The 18,056-nt window shown below is 37.5% G+C and carries 16 protein-coding genes; 10 read left to right on the top strand and 6 right to left on the bottom strand.

Annotated features, from left to right (window positions below; translation table 11 throughout):
- Positions 1–20: 20 nt before the first annotated feature.
- On the bottom strand, positions 21–1,154 hold the full coding sequence (locus RCG25_RS16565; protein ID WP_308079928.1) for a polysaccharide deacetylase family protein: 1,134 nt from the start codon (positions 1,152–1,154) through the stop codon (positions 21–23).
- Between the two features lie 237 nt (positions 1,155–1,391).
- On the opposite strand from RCG25_RS16565, the gene aspA reads away from it, so the two are divergent.
- Entirely contained in the window at positions 1,392–2,816 is a 1,425-nt protein-coding gene (gene aspA, locus RCG25_RS16560) for an aspartate ammonia-lyase (protein WP_308079927.1), read from the top strand.
- A gap of 70 nt (positions 2,817–2,886) precedes the next feature.
- Here the strand turns inward: aspA and RCG25_RS16555 are convergent, their stop codons facing one another.
- Both RCG25_RS16555 and RCG25_RS16550 read right to left on the bottom strand, forming a co-directional pair.
- Positions 2,887–3,228 carry a hypothetical protein gene (locus RCG25_RS16555; RefSeq protein ID WP_308079926.1) on the bottom strand — a complete coding sequence of 114 codons (342 nt, stop codon included), beginning with the start codon at positions 3,226–3,228 and terminating at the stop codon, positions 2,887–2,889.
- A 117-nt stretch (positions 3,229–3,345) separates the two neighbouring features.
- Positions 3,346–4,512, bottom strand: a complete 1,167-nt coding sequence (locus RCG25_RS16550; protein ID WP_308079925.1) for a polysaccharide deacetylase family protein — start codon at positions 4,510–4,512, stop codon at positions 3,346–3,348.
- 301 nt (positions 4,513–4,813) lie between these two features.
- Between RCG25_RS16550 and RCG25_RS16545 the strand changes: the two genes are divergently transcribed.
- Positions 4,814–5,800, top strand: a complete 987-nt coding sequence (locus RCG25_RS16545; RefSeq protein WP_308079924.1) for a VanW family protein — start codon at positions 4,814–4,816, stop codon at positions 5,798–5,800.
- Positions 5,801–5,902: 102 nt separating this feature from the next.
- Here RCG25_RS16545 and RCG25_RS16540 read toward each other — a convergent pair whose 3' ends face one another.
- Together RCG25_RS16540 and RCG25_RS16535 are read right to left on the bottom strand one after the other, a co-directional pair.
- Entirely contained in the window at positions 5,903–6,112 is a 210-nt protein-coding gene (locus RCG25_RS16540; protein WP_308079923.1) for a methionine aminopeptidase, read from the bottom strand.
- Between the two features lie 60 nt (positions 6,113–6,172).
- A complete protein-coding gene (locus RCG25_RS16535; RefSeq protein WP_308079922.1) occupies positions 6,173–7,582 on the bottom strand; it encodes a sigma-54 interaction domain-containing protein in 1,410 nt (469 codons plus the stop codon).
- Between the two features lie 212 nt (positions 7,583–7,794).
- On the opposite strand from RCG25_RS16535, the gene RCG25_RS16530 reads away from it, so the two are divergent.
- The 7 genes from RCG25_RS16530 to RCG25_RS16500 all read left to right on the top strand — a co-directional run bounded on the left by RCG25_RS16530 (position 7,795) and on the right by RCG25_RS16500 (position 14,855).
- Positions 7,795–8,997, top strand: a complete 1,203-nt coding sequence (locus RCG25_RS16530; RefSeq protein ID WP_308079921.1) for an ornithine--oxo-acid transaminase — start codon at positions 7,795–7,797, stop codon at positions 8,995–8,997.
- Positions 8,998–9,054: 57 nt separating this feature from the next.
- Positions 9,055–10,320 carry a Glu/Leu/Phe/Val family dehydrogenase gene (locus RCG25_RS16525; RefSeq protein ID WP_308084202.1) on the top strand — a complete coding sequence of 422 codons (1,266 nt, stop codon included), beginning with the start codon at positions 9,055–9,057 and terminating at the stop codon, positions 10,318–10,320.
- Between the two features lie 218 nt (positions 10,321–10,538).
- Complete coding sequence (locus tag RCG25_RS16520) at positions 10,539–11,981, top strand: amino acid permease (RefSeq protein WP_308079920.1); 1,443 nt, start codon at positions 10,539–10,541, stop codon at positions 11,979–11,981.
- Between the two features lie 92 nt (positions 11,982–12,073).
- Positions 12,074–12,247 (top strand): hypothetical protein, encoded by a 174-nt coding sequence (locus tag RCG25_RS16515; RefSeq protein ID WP_308079919.1) that lies wholly within the window; start codon positions 12,074–12,076, stop codon positions 12,245–12,247.
- A 112-nt stretch (positions 12,248–12,359) separates the two neighbouring features.
- Entirely contained in the window at positions 12,360–12,707 is a 348-nt protein-coding gene (locus tag RCG25_RS16510) for a PadR family transcriptional regulator (RefSeq protein WP_308079918.1), read from the top strand.
- Positions 12,688–13,323, top strand: a complete 636-nt coding sequence (locus tag RCG25_RS16505) for an HAAS signaling domain-containing protein (RefSeq protein ID WP_308079917.1) — start codon at positions 12,688–12,690, stop codon at positions 13,321–13,323. Before RCG25_RS16510 ends, RCG25_RS16505 begins: the two co-directional genes overlap by 20 nt.
- Positions 13,324–13,394: 71 nt before the next feature.
- Positions 13,395–14,855, top strand: coding sequence for a DUF4153 domain-containing protein (locus RCG25_RS16500; protein ID WP_308079916.1), 1,461 nt, complete (start codon positions 13,395–13,397; stop codon positions 14,853–14,855).
- A 289-nt stretch (positions 14,856–15,144) separates the two neighbouring features.
- Here RCG25_RS16500 and RCG25_RS16495 read toward each other — a convergent pair whose 3' ends face one another.
- A complete protein-coding gene (locus tag RCG25_RS16495) occupies positions 15,145–15,936 on the bottom strand; it encodes a TIGR00266 family protein (RefSeq protein WP_308079915.1) in 792 nt (263 codons plus the stop codon).
- A gap of 366 nt (positions 15,937–16,302) precedes the next feature.
- Here RCG25_RS16495 and RCG25_RS16490 point away from each other — a divergent pair, with 366 nt between their 5' ends.
- A complete protein-coding gene (locus RCG25_RS16490; RefSeq protein ID WP_308079914.1) occupies positions 16,303–18,051 on the top strand; it encodes a SulP family inorganic anion transporter in 1,749 nt (582 codons plus the stop codon).
- Positions 18,052–18,056: the final 5 nt, after the last annotated feature.

Below are 18,056 nucleotides of genomic sequence, written 5' to 3'. Positions count from 1 at the left end.
AAAAGGAGCTTTCAAAGCTCCTATTTGGTTTCAACTAATGCAGCAAACTCTTTAATGGTGGTGGAGTAAGAGACTCGGACACGATGCATGAATAAAAATTCATCTGGCTGGCCTTTTTCAATAAATTGGCCAGGCTTTGTGGTTGTAGCAAATTTGTAGTATTTTTTTGTTTCCTCCACTACTTGTTCGTTAAAATGACCATATGGATAGGCAATGGCAATTACTGGCTTCCCGGTTACTTGTTCAATTTTCTCCTTTGACACTTGTAGCTCTTCCTCAAAATTCGTTATTTTTGGAAGATCTGCATGTGACATCGTATGGGATTGAACGGAGAAGATTCCGGAGTTCACCATTTCTTTAATATCTTCAGTGGATAATCGGTAGGAGCCGCTATCGATATAACCTCCAATGACATATTCTGTCGCGGTGGGATTGAATGTCTCATCCTTTAATTTTTGTAAAATATGAAAAGCATTCAGGTTATTTTTCATCCCGTCGTCAAAGGTAACAAGAATGGGCTTGTTGACTTTATTAACTTCTCCCCATTGCTCAAACGTAAGGAGTGTATAGCCATTATCCTTTAAATATTGCATTTGAGCTTCAAAATTTCCTGGTGTCACAAACAGTTCTTTCAATCCCTCACCATTAAATTCATCAATGGCATGATACATTAAGATTGGAACGTGCTGTTGAAAGGTTACAGTTGACTTAGCCAAAAGCTCATCCGAGCCAGTTATTGTCTTTCCGTATACCTCAATCTGATACTCTCCGCGCTTTCCTGAAAATTCTTTCGGGCCAAATAAAAACGATAATTCTTTCTCTTTTTCAGTAGATGGAAATAACTTGCCATTTTCCACCCCGTCAGCTGTTCTCCAAATAAAGTAACTAACTCCTGAAACATCTGTTGGAAGGTTGGTTGTTGTCAAAACAGCATTACTAGAAGCAAATGTTACTGCACTTATTGATAAATCCGCCTTTGGTTTGAATAAAGGGTTTTCTTTCATTTTAGGTGATACTTTGCTCATCTGGACTTGTTTTGTTATGGTTGATACTGATTTTGTTTTATTAATATCTTTGGCAATAGCTGTCTTTAAACTGCATCCTGTTTGTAGCAGTAAAGCACAACATAGCGCGAAATATAGAACCTTCTGCATTTCATCCATCCTTGTAAATAGTAATCTCGCAGAATATCATAGCACTTACTAGTGTTTTAGAGAAGATACTGGCAATACATTTTGAAAAAAATAAGAAAACTTAGACTACTATGAATACTGTTATTAATGAAATAACAGTTAAAAGAGAGACAAAGAAAGTGTTTTCCTGTTATTATTTTGGTGTAATAAAATGTTTATATACAAGTATATATTTTTATTTACAAGGGTGGGAGACAGATGACAGCGGACATAAAAAGAGTAGAACAAGACTTCTTAGGGAAAAAAGACATACCAGCAGATGCTTATTACGGGATTCAAACACTTAGGGCGGTAGAAAATTTCCCTATAACGGGCTATCGCATTCAAGAAGAACTCATTAAAGCGTTAGCGATGGTTAAAAAGGCGGCTGCAATCGCAAATATGAATACGAAACGGTTGTATAGTGGACTAGGAGAGGTTATTAGTCAGGCAGCCGATGAAGTCATTGAAGGCAAATGGAATGATCAATTTATCGTGGACCCAATCCAAGGGGGAGCAGGTACATCGATGAATATGAATGCAAATGAAGTCATTGCCAATAGGGCACTAGAGTTACTAGGGCATGAAAAGGGAGCTTATAACCATTTAAGTCCAAACACTCATGTGAATATGTCTCAATCGACTAATGATGTTTTCCCTACCGCTATTCATATAGCTACACTAAGAATGCTTGAAAAGTTACTTGAAACGATGAAAGAAATGAACAAGGTTTTCAAGACAAAAGCCAAACAGTTTGAAAATGTCATTAAAATGGGACGGACCCATCTTCAAGATGCAGTTCCGATTCGACTCGGACAAGAATTTGAGGCATATAGCAGAGTATTGGAAAGAGATATAAACCGTATCCATCAATCAAGGGCTCATTTATATGAGGTGAATATGGGGGCAACAGCAGTTGGGACGGGTTTAAACGCTGATCCAGCTTACATTAAAGATGTTGTCATTCAACTCGCAGAAATTAGTGGACTGCCATTGGTTAATGCTGAACATTTAGTGGATGCTACCCAAAACACGGATGCCTATACAGAGGTGTCAGCAGCATTAAAAGTTTGTATGATGAATATGTCGAAAATAGCAAACGACCTTCGCTTAATGGCTTCTGGTCCCCGTGCAGGATTAGCAGAAATTTCTCTTCCAGCACGTCAACCAGGATCATCTATTATGCCTGGTAAGGTAAATCCAGTCATGCCAGAGCTGATTAACCAAATTGCCTTCCAGGTAATTGGGAATGATCATACAATTTGCCTAGCTTCTGAGGCAGGACAACTCGAATTAAATGTAATGGAACCCGTTTTGGTGTTTAACTTGCTCCAATCTATCAGTATCATGAATAATGGTTTCGCTTCCTTTACTGAACATTGTTTAAAAGGAATTGAAGCAAATGAAGCCCGTATGAAAGATTATGTAGAAAAGAGTGTAGGAATCATTACGGCGGTTAATCCTCATTTAGGATATGAAATCGCAGCTCGAATTGCTAGAGAAGCGACGATTAGTGGTAAATCAGTTCGAGAGCTTTGTTTACAGCATGATGTGTTAACGGAAGAGGAACTGGATCTCATTTTAGACATTTATGAAATGACAAAGCCTGGGATTGCAGGGGCGGCACTTTTAGAACGAGACTAATCAACATTCGAATAGTAACAACAACAAAACAAACCCAAAGGAACTCTTTGGGTTTGTTTTGTTGAACAAATTATTTTTTCTCTTCTTTTTTCGCCATTTTTACCTCACCTAATGAACGATAAATTTGAGTATACATGCTGCCTTCTGCGACATGCTCTAGAAAAAAAGGACCAATAAGCTCTAAATATTCCTCGTCCTCGAACATTTTCTTACTTTGTAATTCCATTTCCGCTAACCCTTCATAAGTCGAAAGCAAGGCATAGGTATAGTCCTCCCCAGATACAGGAGTTAAAATCTCTACCTTATGGTTGTAGTTTTCATTTCTAAATTTTTTAATCTCTCTTAAATTATCGATTCCTTCTTTAAATTTATCCTGTTTAATAATAAACGTTTGGTAAACAAAAACGGACATTTTTAGCACCCCTAGAAAAATTTTTCCTAGGTTTAAACTTACCTTAAAGTTGGTAAATTATTCAGCTTTATGCCAATTAACATAAGAAGCTGGGGCTTAGTTGGGTGTAATTAGAACTTATTTCAAAATTTCACTTAATGGCACAAGTTGGTATCCGTTTGTTTTTAACCATGGTATAACTTGGTCGACTGCTGCTGGTGTATTAATTCCTCCAATATGCATGAGAAGGATATCACCATTACTTGCACCACCTTTAATTCGCTCAATAATTACATCAGTAGAAGGTTGCTGCCAGTCAATTGTATCAAGAGACCATTGAACGCTATATGAATAACCAGCTTCCCCAACAATTTTTAGAGCGTCTGTATTATAAGACCCATAAGGAAAACGGAAAAATGGACGTGGTGATTTGCCGGTTGTGTTTTTAATTATTTGTTCTGCCTTCAGTATATCCTGTTTAAATGCATTGGCTGTAGTTTTGACGGCATCAGGGTGTGAGTATGAGTGGTTTCCGATTTCATGCCCCTCATTGGTGATTCTTTTGGCAAAGGATGGATATTTCTCAACCCATTTACCTGTTAAAAAGAAGGTCGCCTTCACGTTATGCTTCTTTAAGACATCAAGGATGCTGATACCTGCTGCATCGCTCCCGGCATCAAATGTTAATGCAATTTCCTTTTGGTTTGTTTTTCCATTAGAAATGATGACAGAAGGACCAGTAGTTGGAGGAGTCTCCTGATTAGGCTGATTTCTTGGCGGTTCAACATTCTTTCCATACAATTTTAAAACCTGGCCAACATAGATAGTATCGGATGAGAGATTGTTCCAATTCTTGATTTTTTCTACAGTTACACTAGCTTTTGATGCAATGGACCAAAGGGTATCTCCTTTTACTACTGTATATTCAATGATTTCATCTTCAGGAATTTGAATGTTTACAGGAGTGGAAGGGGTAGGTTGATCTGGTTTTTCTTCATCAGGTTCGTCTACTGAAGGGGAGTCCTTGACAGGAGTTTGTTGTTTTCCTGGATCAGTTTCATTTTGTTTATCATTTCCAGATGGGATTTCTATTTTAGGAGGATCATTTTTCTCCTCGTCGTTATAGGCAAGGAAATTCAAATTCCAATCATGATAAAACAACATAAAAATAATTCCCACTAAGCAAATGGATGCGAGGATAAAGTAAAGCCACCTTAGTCCATTCTGTTTAAAATAAGATACAACCCCTAATATAAGAAACAAAGACAATAGCAGGATGGCAAGAAGAATTAAGGCATCTAACAAGATACATTCCCCCTTTTTGATCCGCAAAAGACATAAGAAACCGTAAAAATCCCTTTATTTATCCTATTTGTTAACTAACCTTTTATTTCCATATTTTTATTATAAGAAAAAGTAATTTTATTAAAGAGAGATAATGGTAAAATAAAATCTATTGGTTTCATTCCTTTTAATTGCAGGAAAATGAAAATAAAAATGGAATACTATCTGAAACCAAATCCAGTCTAAAAACGTCAAATAGTATGTGAAAATGAAAAAGGAAATAATTAGATTTAATAAATAAATGGGGAAAAGATGGGGGAACATGGGAAAACTCACAAGGGTTATTTCAATTTTATTGGCTGGGAATTTTGTGTTATTGGCAGGTTGTACAGATCAACCGATTAAAGAGACAAAGGCATCTGAGCAACAACCGAAGACAAAAGTAGAGAAAAAAGTGGAAAAGAAAAAGGAAGTAGAAAAGCCGGTGTTTGTAAGTATAATTGATCCGACAACAAAAGCAACTATAAAAACTTTTAATCCGAAGGAATTGGGCTTTTCTACTGACCTTGAAAAGTATAAAGCAGAGATTTCAAAAATAGCTAGAGAATTAGCGAGGGGAACGGAAACAACCCCTGGCTATGATAGGAGAATGATTCTAGATAAGCTAGATGGAATGGGCCAGGTTATAAAAGGGACACCACAAACCATATTAGATGAGGATGAATTGATAGAAAAAGTGACTCAGTCATCTGTAAAAGGTGGAAATGTGGAAGTGCCATTATATGTGACAGCAAGTGGATATAAAGTGGAAGATGCAGCCCATTTAGGGGAAGTCTTAGTCTCATCTTACACTACTCATTTTAATAGCGGTGTCGTTGGAAGATCGAAAAATATAGCTTTATCAGCACAAGCCATTAATAATGTTATTCTTGGTGAGGGGGACTCTTTCTCGTTTAATACGACTGTGGGCCCAAGTGACGCAGCCCACGGGTTTCAAAAGGCACCCGAAGCTTTAGAAGGGAAACTGGTTGATGGTATAGGTGGGGGTATTTGTCAAACGTCATCCACCTTATTTAATGCCATTGACAAATTAGGTGTAAGTTATATCGAAAAGCACCATCATTCACTACAGGTAGGGTATGTTCCAACTGGAAGAGATGCGACAGTATCCTATGGAGGTAAAGATTTTAGATTTAAAAATACGACAGGTGCGCCAGTCATCTTGAAGGCAATTGTAAGAAAAGGATCCTTAACCGTAGAGGTTAGGACCTCAAAAGCGTATCAAGACATGATAAAGAAACGAATGTAAAGCTACTATAGCTACTATTGAAAAATGCCCAGTTTGAAAGATACTGGGCATTTTTAATGAGCAGAATTCAAATTTTACTATTTGATTGATGTTTCCACGGAATTATCTCAATTCTTCCCAATCCGTATAATGTCCGCTTCCTTGGCAACCGGGACATTCAAACGAATTATAGTAGGCATATTCATTATAAGGGTAAACAGTATAGCCACGACCTTGACAATCTGGACACTTACCTAAATCTTTCATATTGGTTACGTGGTTTTGATACCTTGTTTCTCTCCATTGATTAAATGAGTTTAGAAGTCCCATCATTTTCACCTCATCTTTTTTTATATTATGATGAAAAAATGGAAATGTTATGCAAAAAAATTACTATTTACTATCTAAACTCAATTTCTTCAACCGGTATTGTAAGCTTTGGCGGCTTAATCCGAGTGACTTAGCTGCTCTTGAAATATTAAAATCATTTTTCTTTAGGACATGCTCAATATAGGTTTTTTCAAATAACTCCATTTGGTCTTTTAAAGGTATAGTTACATCTGAATTTTCCTTTAAAAATGTATCGACAGTGGATAATGGCATCATTCTCTCTTTTAGCTGCAGTTTGCTACGATATTGGTAGGGTAAATGGGAGTACATGATGACTTCTTCATCCATCATAATGTTCATCGCTGCTTCAATAATATGCTCAAGTTCACGAACATTCCCGTGCCAATCATATTCAAGGAAAGACAAATGGACTTCCTCTGATAATCCTTTTACATTCATTTGAAAGCGCTCATTATATTTATCAATAAAATGAGCTACCAATAATGGAATATCCTCTTTTCGATCTTTTAATGGAGGGACAAAGATTGTTACAACACCGAGCCGATAATATAAGTCTTTTCGTAATCGGTTATTGGCAATAGCATCAATCGGATCCTCATTCATGTTCGCAATAACCCTAACATCGATCGGTGTATCCTTCGTATCGCCTATTCTCTTTATTGTTTTTTCCTGAAGAACCCGGAGCAATTTCGCCTGAAGATTTAAATTTAATGAATTAATTTCATCAAGCAACAAGGTTCCACCATTAGCTTGTTCAAATAACCCGGGTGTGTCGACTGCACCCGTGAATGCTCCCCGCTTTGTGCCGAAAAGGAGACTTTCAATTAAGTTATCAGGCAGTGCAGCACAATTTTGTGAAATAAATGGAGCAGATAACCGCCCGCTGGCATTATGTATGCTTTGAGCAAAAAGTTCCTTCCCAGTCCCTGTATCACCGACAATCAATACATAAGAAGAGGTCCGAGTTGCACGTTTAGCAGATTCTTTAACCTCTAAAATTGCAGGACTAGTTCCTATAATGGAATCAAATGTATATTTTGTTGACTCCCTATTCAAATTACCTTTAATTAGCCGTTCAAGTTTAGTAACATCCTTTGCAATTTCAACTGCACCCTTAAGATTTTCATCTAAATAGATAGGAATAGTATTGTTGATCGTGGTAACTTCACGGCCCTTGTTATTAAAATAAGTTTGCTTTACGTTACTTGTTTCTTTCTTCTCCTGTAGTGCTTTTACGAGAGTACTAGATTGGTCATCCTTAAACATGAAGACATCGAGTAGGTTTTTATCCATTACATCATGTATGTCCATCGATTCCATTTGCATCATTTTTTTATTATAGATAATCGTTTTTCCGGTTTCATCAACCGCATGCACACCAACATCCACTTCGTCTAAAATCCGTTTATACATTTGTGTTAAATAGAGTAAATCATTCTTTGTTTTTTCCATGATGGTTCAAACCCCTTGTTAATACTTTATGCACCTATTTAATCAAAAAAAACTTGATAACGCAAAATAATTTTGCGGTTTTTGCAAAAAAAAGAGATTGTTAAGCAAAAAAAATTTGCATTATATTTTTAGAAACTCGTATCAACATGCAAAAATATTGTTGGCACGAAACTTGCAATATAGTTTTACGAAGATAAAAGGGGGAAACTGTAATGACAGTAGTAACAAATAAATCAACCGAAATCATTGAGCAGACAAATAAATTTGGTGCCAATAACTATCATCCACTTCCAATTGTAATTGCAAAAGCGGAAGGTGTATGGGTAGAAGGACCAGAAGGAAATCGTTACATGGATATGTTAAGTGCCTATTCAGCGGTGAACCAAGGGCATCGTCATCCAAAAATCATTCAAGCCTTAAAGGATCAAGCAGATAAAGTGACGCTCACGTCACGTGCCTTTCATAATGATCAGCTGGGACCTTGGTACGAAAAGATTTGTAAACTAACTAATAAAAATATGGCCCTTCCTATGAATACAGGTGCCGAGGCAGTTGAAACAGCGTTAAAAGCTGCACGGCGCTGGGGCTATGATGTAAAAGGTATTGCTGAAAATCAGGCAGAAATCATTGCGTGCACTGGAAATTTTCATGGAAGGACAATGGGTGCGGTTTCATTGTCGTCTGACCCTGAATACAAACGCGGTTTTGGTCCAATGCTCCCAGGCATTAAATTAATCCCATACGGTGATATTGAAGCACTAAAAGAAGCCATTACTCCGAATACAGCAGCATTCTTAATGGAGCCGATTCAAGGCGAGGCAGGAATCATTTTACCTCCTGAAGGATTTTTAAAGCAAGCTTCTGAATTGTGTGAAGAGCAAAATGTCTTATTCATCGCTGACGAAATTCAAGTGGGCTTGGCACGGACGGGTAAGATGTTTGCGTGTGACTGGGAAGAAGTAGATCCTGATATGTTAATTTTAGGAAAAGCACTTGGTGGCGGCGTATTCCCAATTTCTTGTGTTGTGGCTAATTCTGATGTATTAGGCGTATTTAATCCAGGCTCACATGGATCTACTTTCGGAGGAAACCCACTAGCATGCGCTGTCTCACTAGCTGCACTAGATGTAATTGAGGAAGAAAAATTAGCAGAACGCTCACTTGAATTAGGGGATTATTTTCTTGAACAATTAAATACAATCACCAACCCTATGATAAAAGACATACGAGGAAGAGGTTTGTTTATTGGGGTTGAGTTAACTGAAGCAGCAAGACCTTATTGTGAGGCTTTAAAGGAAGCCGGCTTATTATGTAAAGAAACACATGATACAGTGATCCGCTTTGCCCCTCCACTAATTATTACAAAAGAAGAGATTGATTGGGCCATTGAGAAAATCAAAAAGGTATTATCATAAAAATATTTAATTACAATAGGGGTGGCAAAGATGCCTGCAAATACGCTAGTAAATGAAATGACAAAGGAACAGCAAAAAGAACAAGAGTCATTAAATTTATTTTATTCAACCCAAACGGTCATTCAAAAAGCACTTAATAAGTTAGGATATACAAACGAAATGTTTGAGTTATTAAAAGATCCTATTCGTTTACTGACTGTCCGGATACCAGTAAGGATGGATGATGGTTCCGTTAAAATTTTCACAGGTTATCGCTCTCAACATAATGATGCAGTTGGTCCGACAAAAGGCGGCGTTCGGTTTCATCCTGAAGTAGATGAAGAGGAAGTAAAAGCGTTATCTATTTGGATGAGTTTAAAGTGTGGAATTACCGACCTGCCATATGGGGGAGGTAAGGGTGGAATTATATGTGACCCGAGAAAAATGTCTTTTAGAGAGCTTGAGAGATTGAGCCGTGGATATGTTCGTGCAATCAGTCAAATTGTTGGTCCGACAAAAGATATTCCAGCCCCTGATGTATACACTAATTCGCAAATCATGGCATGGATGATGGATGAATATAGCCGTTTACGTGAGTTTGACTCACCAGGATTCATCACTGGGAAACCACTGGTGCTTGGTGGTTCAAAAGGCCGTGAAACAGCGACTGCAGCTGGTGTGACGATTTGTATTCAGGAAGCAGTGAAGAAAAAAGGGATAGACTTAATAGGTGCACGAGTTGTTATTCAAGGATTTGGTAATGCAGGTAGCTATTTAGCTAAATTCATGCATGATGCAGGTGCAAAGGTCATTGCTGTTTCCGATGTATATGGCGGCGTGTACGATCCAAATGGGCTCGATATTAATAATCTACTAGATAGAAGAGACAGCTTTGGCACCTTCTCTCAATTATTTAAGAACACCATATCCAATAAAGAACTTCTTGAACTAGAATGTGATATCCTTGTTCCTGCGGCCATTTCAAATCAAATTACGGCCCAAAATGCTGCTAATATCAAAGCTGCAATTGTTGTTGAAGCGGCGAATGGACCTACTACGCTCGAAGCAACAAATATTCTAACAGAACGTGGAGTGCTTCTAGTTCCGGATATTTTAGCAAGTGCAGGTGGTGTAACCGTTTCCTATTTTGAATGGGTGCAAAATAATCAAGGATACTACTGGTCAGAAGAAGAGGTAAGTGAAAAACTTACTAAAGTTATGGTCGGATCCTTTGAAAATATTTACAACACGGCACAAACACATAGTGTAGATATGCGCTTAGCAGCTTATATGGTCGGTATTAAAAAAGTTGCTGAGGCCTCCCGTTTTCGAGGCTGGGTTTAATAAGATAAAAAAATGCTCTTTCCATTTATGTGGAAAGGGCATTTTTGCATGTAATGTGCAAATTATTTTAATATAATGCAAAAATATTTTGCATACTTGTTCAAAAAATGTTCAAAAATAGCCTTTGTTATTTTGGCATAGAAATTGCAAGTAATAAAGATTGGAATAGTAAAAATATTAGAAAGATTGAAAGCGGATTCTATAAAGGGGGAAGGTATATGAACTTAAACGAGAACAATGCAACACATGAATTAAGAAGAACAATGAAAACTAGGCATTTATTTATGATTTCTTTGGGTGGGGTAATTGGTTCAGGTCTGTTCTTGGGATCTGGTTACACCATTAGCCAAGCAGGACCTGCAGGTGCTATTCTTTCTTACATTGTTGGCGGGTTCATCATGTTCTTAACTATGCTTTGTTTAGGAGAATTATCCGTAGCCATGCCTGTTTCTGGCTCATTCCAAACCTACACAACAAAATTCATTGGACCAGGAACAGGGTTTGCACTCGGTTGGCTTTACTGGTTAGGATGGTCTGTAACGGTCGCATTAGAGTTATTATCTGCTGGCCAACTAATGCAGAGATGGTTTCCTGATTCTCCAGTGTGGATTTGGTGTGCAATATTTGCAATCGTATTATTTTCGCTTAATGCACTTTCGGCTCGAGCATTTGGAGAGACTGAATTTTGGTTCTCGAGCATCAAAATTTTTGCTATTTTAGCTTTTATTGTACTAGGTGGAGCGGCAACCTTTGGTTTAATTGACATGGAAGGTGGGAAACCAGCGCCATTTTTCTCTAATTTTACAGCTCACGGTCTTTTACCGCATGGATTTACTGCTTTAATAATCACAATGATAGCGGTTAACTTTTCATTCCAAGGTACAGAATTAATAGGTATTGCTGCAGGAGAGAGTGAAGAGCCAGAAAAGACGATTCCTAAATCCATTAAGCAAACCGTTTGGCGTACTTTATTTTTCTTTGTTTTAGCTATTTTTGTATTATCAAGCTTAATTCCTATGAAACAAGCAGGAGTAGTTGAGAGTCCATTTGTTGTTGTTTTTGATAGTATTGGTATTCCCTATGCGGCCGATCTAATGAACTTTGTTATTCTTACAGCATTACTTTCTGTTGCCAACTCTGGTCTATATGCCGCAACAAGGATGTTATATGCCATGTCAAAAGAAAAAATGACAAGTCCTGCCCTTGCAAAAGTTAATAAACAAGGGGTTCCTTTAAATGCACTAGTCTTGACGATAGGTATTGCTTTATTATCATTACTTTCAGGATTTTTTGCTGAGGAAACAGTCTTTGTTTGGCTGCTTTCGGTTGCAGGCTTAGGTGCACAGGTTGGGTGGATCTCTATTACGGCTTCACAGATTGCCTTCCGAAGAAAATATATCCGTGAAGGTGGGAAAGTGGAGGACCTAAAATTTAAAACACCACTTTACCCTTTACTCCCGATTATCGCATTAACCCTAAACTGTATTGTATTAGGTAGTTTAGCGTTTGATTCAGAACAAAGGCTGGCCCTTTATTTAGGAGTTCCATTTGTAGCAGCATGTTATTTAATCTATCACTTAAAAATTAAAAAGAACCGCGAGCAGGATGAGGTTAGGGAGCAAGAATTACAGCTTCAAGATAATAAAAAAATGGTTATCTAACACCTTTCAAAAACGTTTGGAGTTTTCCGAGCGTTTTTATTTTTGGATAATGTGTTGTAAACATCAAATAATAATGATTGAGGTGATATGTAATGGGCAAATGGAATGAGCAAGCGGCACCGAATAATAATCTGCCACCAAAAACAATTAAACCTTGGGAATTATTAAGTCAAGATACTGGGCATGAATTTTCCGAGGAATTATCCGATGGTGGAGAGCGGGACCAATTCATTGAGAGACAAAAAAACAACCCTAAGCTGAAATAGTCAGAAATAGTGACGATTTATAATTCGTCACTTTTTTTCATTCCATACTTTACAAAATATTTATGACGTTGTAGAATTTCTATGTACCTAACAAAACTAGGTAGGTGAAAAAATGTTTAACCGTGAATTGGTAAAAGGAAGCACATCGCTTATCTTGCTTCAATTATTAAACGAACGTGATATGTACGGCTATGAATTAGTAAAAGAGCTTGAACAGCGTAGTGATAATGGTCTGAGTGTCAAGGAAGGTACCTTGTATCCAGCACTTCATAAGCTTGAGAAGCAAGAGTACATTGAATGTTATTGGGTTGAGCAGGAAAAGGGTCCTGCACGGAAGTACTATCGAATTACTAAAGCAGGAAAAGAGTTATTAAGCGAAAAAACCCGTGAGTGGCAGGATTTTGTTAAAGTAATGAACAAGGTAATAGGGAGATCAAAGCATGGAACGGCCGAAGAATAGGTTTCTAGCAGAACTTGCTGAGGGATTAGGAAACCATACAGATAAGAAAAGTATCCTATTGGAATATGAGACACATATTGATGAAATTCTCCTTGAATCATCCCATATGAATGAAGAAGAGCTGACAAATCATATTGTAACTAGGCTAGGAAGTCCTGAGGAAATAGCTGAATTATGGAAGGATGAACTATCCGTTACTCCAAGTAACATGAAATGGCTGTTTATTCTACTCAATATCCTTTTTTTTGGGGGAGGCAGCGTATTAACGTTAGCTCATAATCTTTTCGAATGGGAATGGTTAACGAACATTTGGGATCATTTAACTTCTATTCCTATCATTATTGCCTTCCTGTACATGTTCTTTTGGGCATTGCTCGGATATGAAATCGGGAAGGGTTTTGGTCAAAAGGGTCGAACGCTTCTAAGAAAAACGTTCTTATTATCGCTCATTCCTAATTTAGTGTTGATGATTCTAACTGTTTTTCACATCATACCACATGCCTGGTTCGCCCCTTTATTAACAAAAACATTTATTATTGCTTGTATCATTTTTACGATTACTCTTTACCCGATTAGCTGGTTAGGATATCGGTGGGGGAGAAAAGCTTCGATATGAGCAGTTTTTTTTGCCTATATACCTAGTAAAACTATATATATAGAAAATCTATATAAAAAGAGGGATGCTACATGGAAATCAAGATTGGAAAATCAGATTGGTTGTTTTTATTGTTATGTTTATTGCTCGGGATCGTAGCCGAAGAAGCATTTTTCCGAGGTGAAGTAGGGATTTCCTATATTGTATTCATTATGTCATTCTACTTCGTCTTCTTTTGGAAATATCGCAGCTTTCCGTTTTCACATCAGCGATTAGGATACTTGATTGTTTGTTGTATATGGCTTCTATCAGCAAGTTATTTACTCAATGATAACCAGCTTTTCAAAGCGTTGAATATCGTTGTTATACCAGGATTGGTTATTTCTCATTTAGTATTAATAACAAGCCCAAAAAATTTCAAATGGAACCAGCCTGCATTTATCACTCTAATATTTTCAAGGCTCCTTGATATGTTTAAATATAACTTAAAATTCAGTTCGGTTTTAGGTGAAGGACTAAAGCATGGTGTGGGTGGCGACAAGTGGTTAGTATGGAAAAAAATATTAATCGGGGTTGTCATCTCAATACCTGTCTTAATGGTTGTATTGAGATTACTCATGTCTGCTGATACGCAGTTTGAACGAATCATTGGTGGGATTCCGGATTGGTTCAATGTGATGGACGCAGAAGGGGTGTTTCGTTTAATCGTCATCCTTATCTCTACATTTGGTTTCTTTGGCTTTATGCAAGTGCTTCTAATCAAGCAGATAAGTGTGCTTAAACAACAAGACAATACGGTAAAGTTTCAAATGGACGGAATTATTTCAATTACAGTACTTGTCCTCATAAATATTGTTTATATTTTATTTACGCTGGTACAGTTTAAATACTTCTTCAGTGGCACTCTACAAGATAACTACACTTACGCGGAGTATGCAAGAAAAGGCTTTTTTGAGCTTTTATTTGTCACATTAATCAATTTATCAATTACTATTATTGTCATCACGTTTGTTCAGCGGACGAATTCTTTTATCAAGCGATTTACGCAAGTATTGCTTACCATCCTTGTTCTTTCAAGCTCAGTGATGCTAAGTTCAGCATTTCTTCGGTTAGGAATGTATGAGGAAGCGTATGGCTTTACTTTTACCAGGGTGCTTGTCCATTCGTTTATGATTTTTCTGGTCATTATTTTTGCTTATTCCTTGGTAAAAATTTGGGTGGAAAAACTTTCATTATTTCACTTTTATTTTATTTCATCCATGATCTATTACACAGCAATAGCAGTAATTGACCTAGATAAAATCGTAATCAAAGAAAACATGAACCGCTTTGAAACAAGTGGCAAAATTGATATAAATTATCTCAATCAGTTATCATACACGGGGGTGGTAGGATTAATCACCCTTTATGAGGAAAATCCTGATATACCTGGCTTGCGAAACATCTTGCTGGATAGAAAGAGGGAAGCACTCACCACTAACCTTCCGTGGCAATCCTATAATATAAAAAGAGAGCAAGCTTTTAGTAAACTGAAAAAATTAGATTTGGAATAGAGAAAGAGAAAATAATAAAATAAAGCGAAAAACCGGGCCTTGGCCTGGTTTTTTGCTTTATTAAGGGAGTTTGGCTTGCATGCTTGTAGGATTTCTACACGAAATTATCGTTTTTCTACACATTTTTAAGATATTTCTACACAAAATCATCGTTTTTCTACACTCATTTATGATTTTTCTACACACTTCTGCCACTTTTCTACACAAAATCATACTATTTCTACAAATCTGCATTAATCAAAAAAAGAAGCAGGACCCACAACGTGAGTCCTGCTTCGCAAAATAAATATTAGTCACCATTAAACATATCAAAAATTCCTCGTGCGATACTACCTTCATCCTTTGAACCACCGCGAGAAGGAGCTGCAGCAAATACGCGGCTTGCTAGCCTGCTAAATGGTAGCGATTGAATCCACACAGATCCAGGACCGCGTAATGTGGCGAAGAATAAGCCTTCACCACCGAACAGGGCCGTTTTCACACCTTTTACAAATTCAATTTCATAATTAACATCGCTCGTCATAGCCACTAAGCAGCCTGTATCCACTCTTAAAGATTGGCCAGGAAGGAGGTCCTTTTTAATAATGGTTCCACCCGCGTGAACAAATGCCATGCCGTCGCCTTCAAGCTTTTGCATAATAAAGCCTTCGCCGCCAAAGAAGCCGACACCCAATTTACGTTGGAATTCGATACCAACTTGAACGCCTTTTGCAGCAGCTAAGAAGGCATCCTTTTGACAAATGATCTTCCCGCCATACTCACTTAAATCCATAGGAATGATTTTTCCAGGATAAGGGGAGGCAAATGAAACTCGCTTCTTACCCATGCCGGTATTGGTAAAGGTGGTCATGAACAAACTTTCTCCTGTTAGGACGCGCTTACCTGCACTGAAAAGTTTACCCATCAGGCCGCTACCACCACTGCTGGAACCGTCTCCAAAAATCGTTTCCATATGTATGTCATCTTCCATCATCATAAAGCTTCCTGCTTCGGCAACAACTGTTTCCTGAGGATCAAGCTCTACCTCGACAAACTGCATATCATCTCCATAAATCTTAAAATCGATTTCATGGTTATTCATCTATATCCCTCCAATTTTTATTAAAATATAAGTCCATATTTATTATAAAAAAATTAGGGAAAAAGTGCTAATTTTAAGGGAAGGACTTTATAGGACAAATAAAAAAGACGTCTGTCGAAACAGACGTCTTTTTGCGTATTGAGGCGAAAAACCACACTCCACATAGTGCGCTCCAAAAGGAATGTTTCTCGACTTACACAACTCAGCTCATCGCTTTGCTATTGTAACACGAATACTTTTAGTAAACAAGAGACATTCAAAGAAAAAAATTTCCATTACTTTTATAGAAAGTGCTTGATAATAATGTTGAATTATTCTATATTCAAATAATCAGATATACAAAATTATAAGATAAGAAGGGTTAATATGTTTATTGATAAAAGATTCCATGATTATTCCTTAAGGAATGTACCAAAGGATCTCCTGTCAGGATTGATTGTTGGCGTAATCGCTATTCCACTTGGAATGGCATTTGCCATTGCTTCAGGGGTGAAGCCAGAGTATGGAATCTATACGACCATTGTAGCCGGGATTCTTATCTCTTTATTTGGCGGATCCAAATACCAAATAGGTGGTCCAACTGGGGCGTTTATTCCTATTTTATTTGGAGTGGTGATGACCTACGGTTATGAAAATCTGTTAATAGCAGGGTTCATGGCAGGAGTTATCCTGCTTCTAATGGGTGTTTTTAGACTAGGTTCATTGATTAAATATATACCTAGACCGGTAACGATTGGATTTACGGCAGGTATTGCCGTTACCATTTTCACAGGGCAGATTGCAAGTTTCCTAGGTTTAGAGGGAATAAAAAAGCATGAGGAGTTTATTGAGAACATTAACGAACTAGCTGTACATCTAAATACGTTGAACTTTTTTAGTATTCTAACAGCAGCTATTTGCTTGCTTACTGTGATCCTTACACCAAGAATTGCACCTAAGGTTCCAGGTCCGCTCATTGGATTAATGGTTTCCACATTGGTTGCCACTCTTTTTTTTCCAAGTGAGGTGGCCACGATTGGAACTGCCTATGGTCAAATTCCAAGTACATTGCCGCAAATCCAAATTCCAAGCATTGATTTGGATATGATTATGAAGCTTTTAAAGCCGGCAATTGTCATTGCTATGCTGGGTGGCATTGAATCTTTGTTATCTGCAGTGGTAGCAGATGGAATGACCAATAGTCGTCATAGCAGCAATAAGGAGTTAATAGGGCAGGGAATAGCCAATATGATTACACCCTTATTTGGTGGGATTCCAGCTACCGGGGCTATTGCCCGTACAGCCACGAACATAAAGAATGGAGCGATTTCTCCGTTATCAGGAATTATTCATGGGATTGTCGTATTACTTGTTTTACTATTTTTCGCACCATATGCATCCTATATTCCTTTGGCAAGCATGGCGCCTATATTGATGGTAGTTGCTTGGAACATGAGCGAGAGAAAAGTGTTCTCTCATATATTAAAAACAAAATCGACCGATTCACTCGTCCTAGCAGTCACCTTTTTACTAACGGTTTTTGTTAATTTAACGACAGCTGTTGAAGTGGGTTTAGTGATGTCTGCCCTTCTATTTGCGAAGAGAATGAGCGATGTGATGGTTACGGCAAAAGCATTGCCAAATAGAGAACATAAACATGAAAAGGTAGAGACAGGAATGGTCTCAGATACACACGATTGCCCGCAAATTAGTATTTTTAATGTGGAAGGACCATTATTTTTCGGCGCTGCTGACACTTTTGAAAAAACAATTATGAGCACAATTAACTATCGGCCAAAAATTCTACTTCTCCGAATGAGCAAAGTACCTTTAATAGATACAACTGGAGAAGCAAATTTGTCTAGTATTGTTCACCATTTTTCGAAAAATGGTATAGTAATGATATCGGGTTTAAATCCTCAACCAGAAAATGTGTTGAAAAAGACAGGTTTATATCAATTAATCGGGGAAGACTACTTCTTCAATCATACAGGAGAGGCTATACATTATGCTTTAGAGCATATAAACAAAAATAAATGTCTAGGCTGCAAGCATTTTGCCTTTAGAGAATGTAAAAAGCTATCAGCTGTTGAGACGGTGGAAGGCGGTAGGAAGAAGCTAACTGCTACCATCTAAAAAAG

Source organism: Neobacillus sp. PS2-9, from assembly GCF_030915525.1.
Taxonomy (GTDB): domain Bacteria; phylum Bacillota; class Bacilli; order Bacillales; family Cytobacillaceae; genus Neobacillus.
Note: the sequence above shows the minus strand (reverse complement) of the source record. Positions and strands in the feature narration are given on the sequence as shown.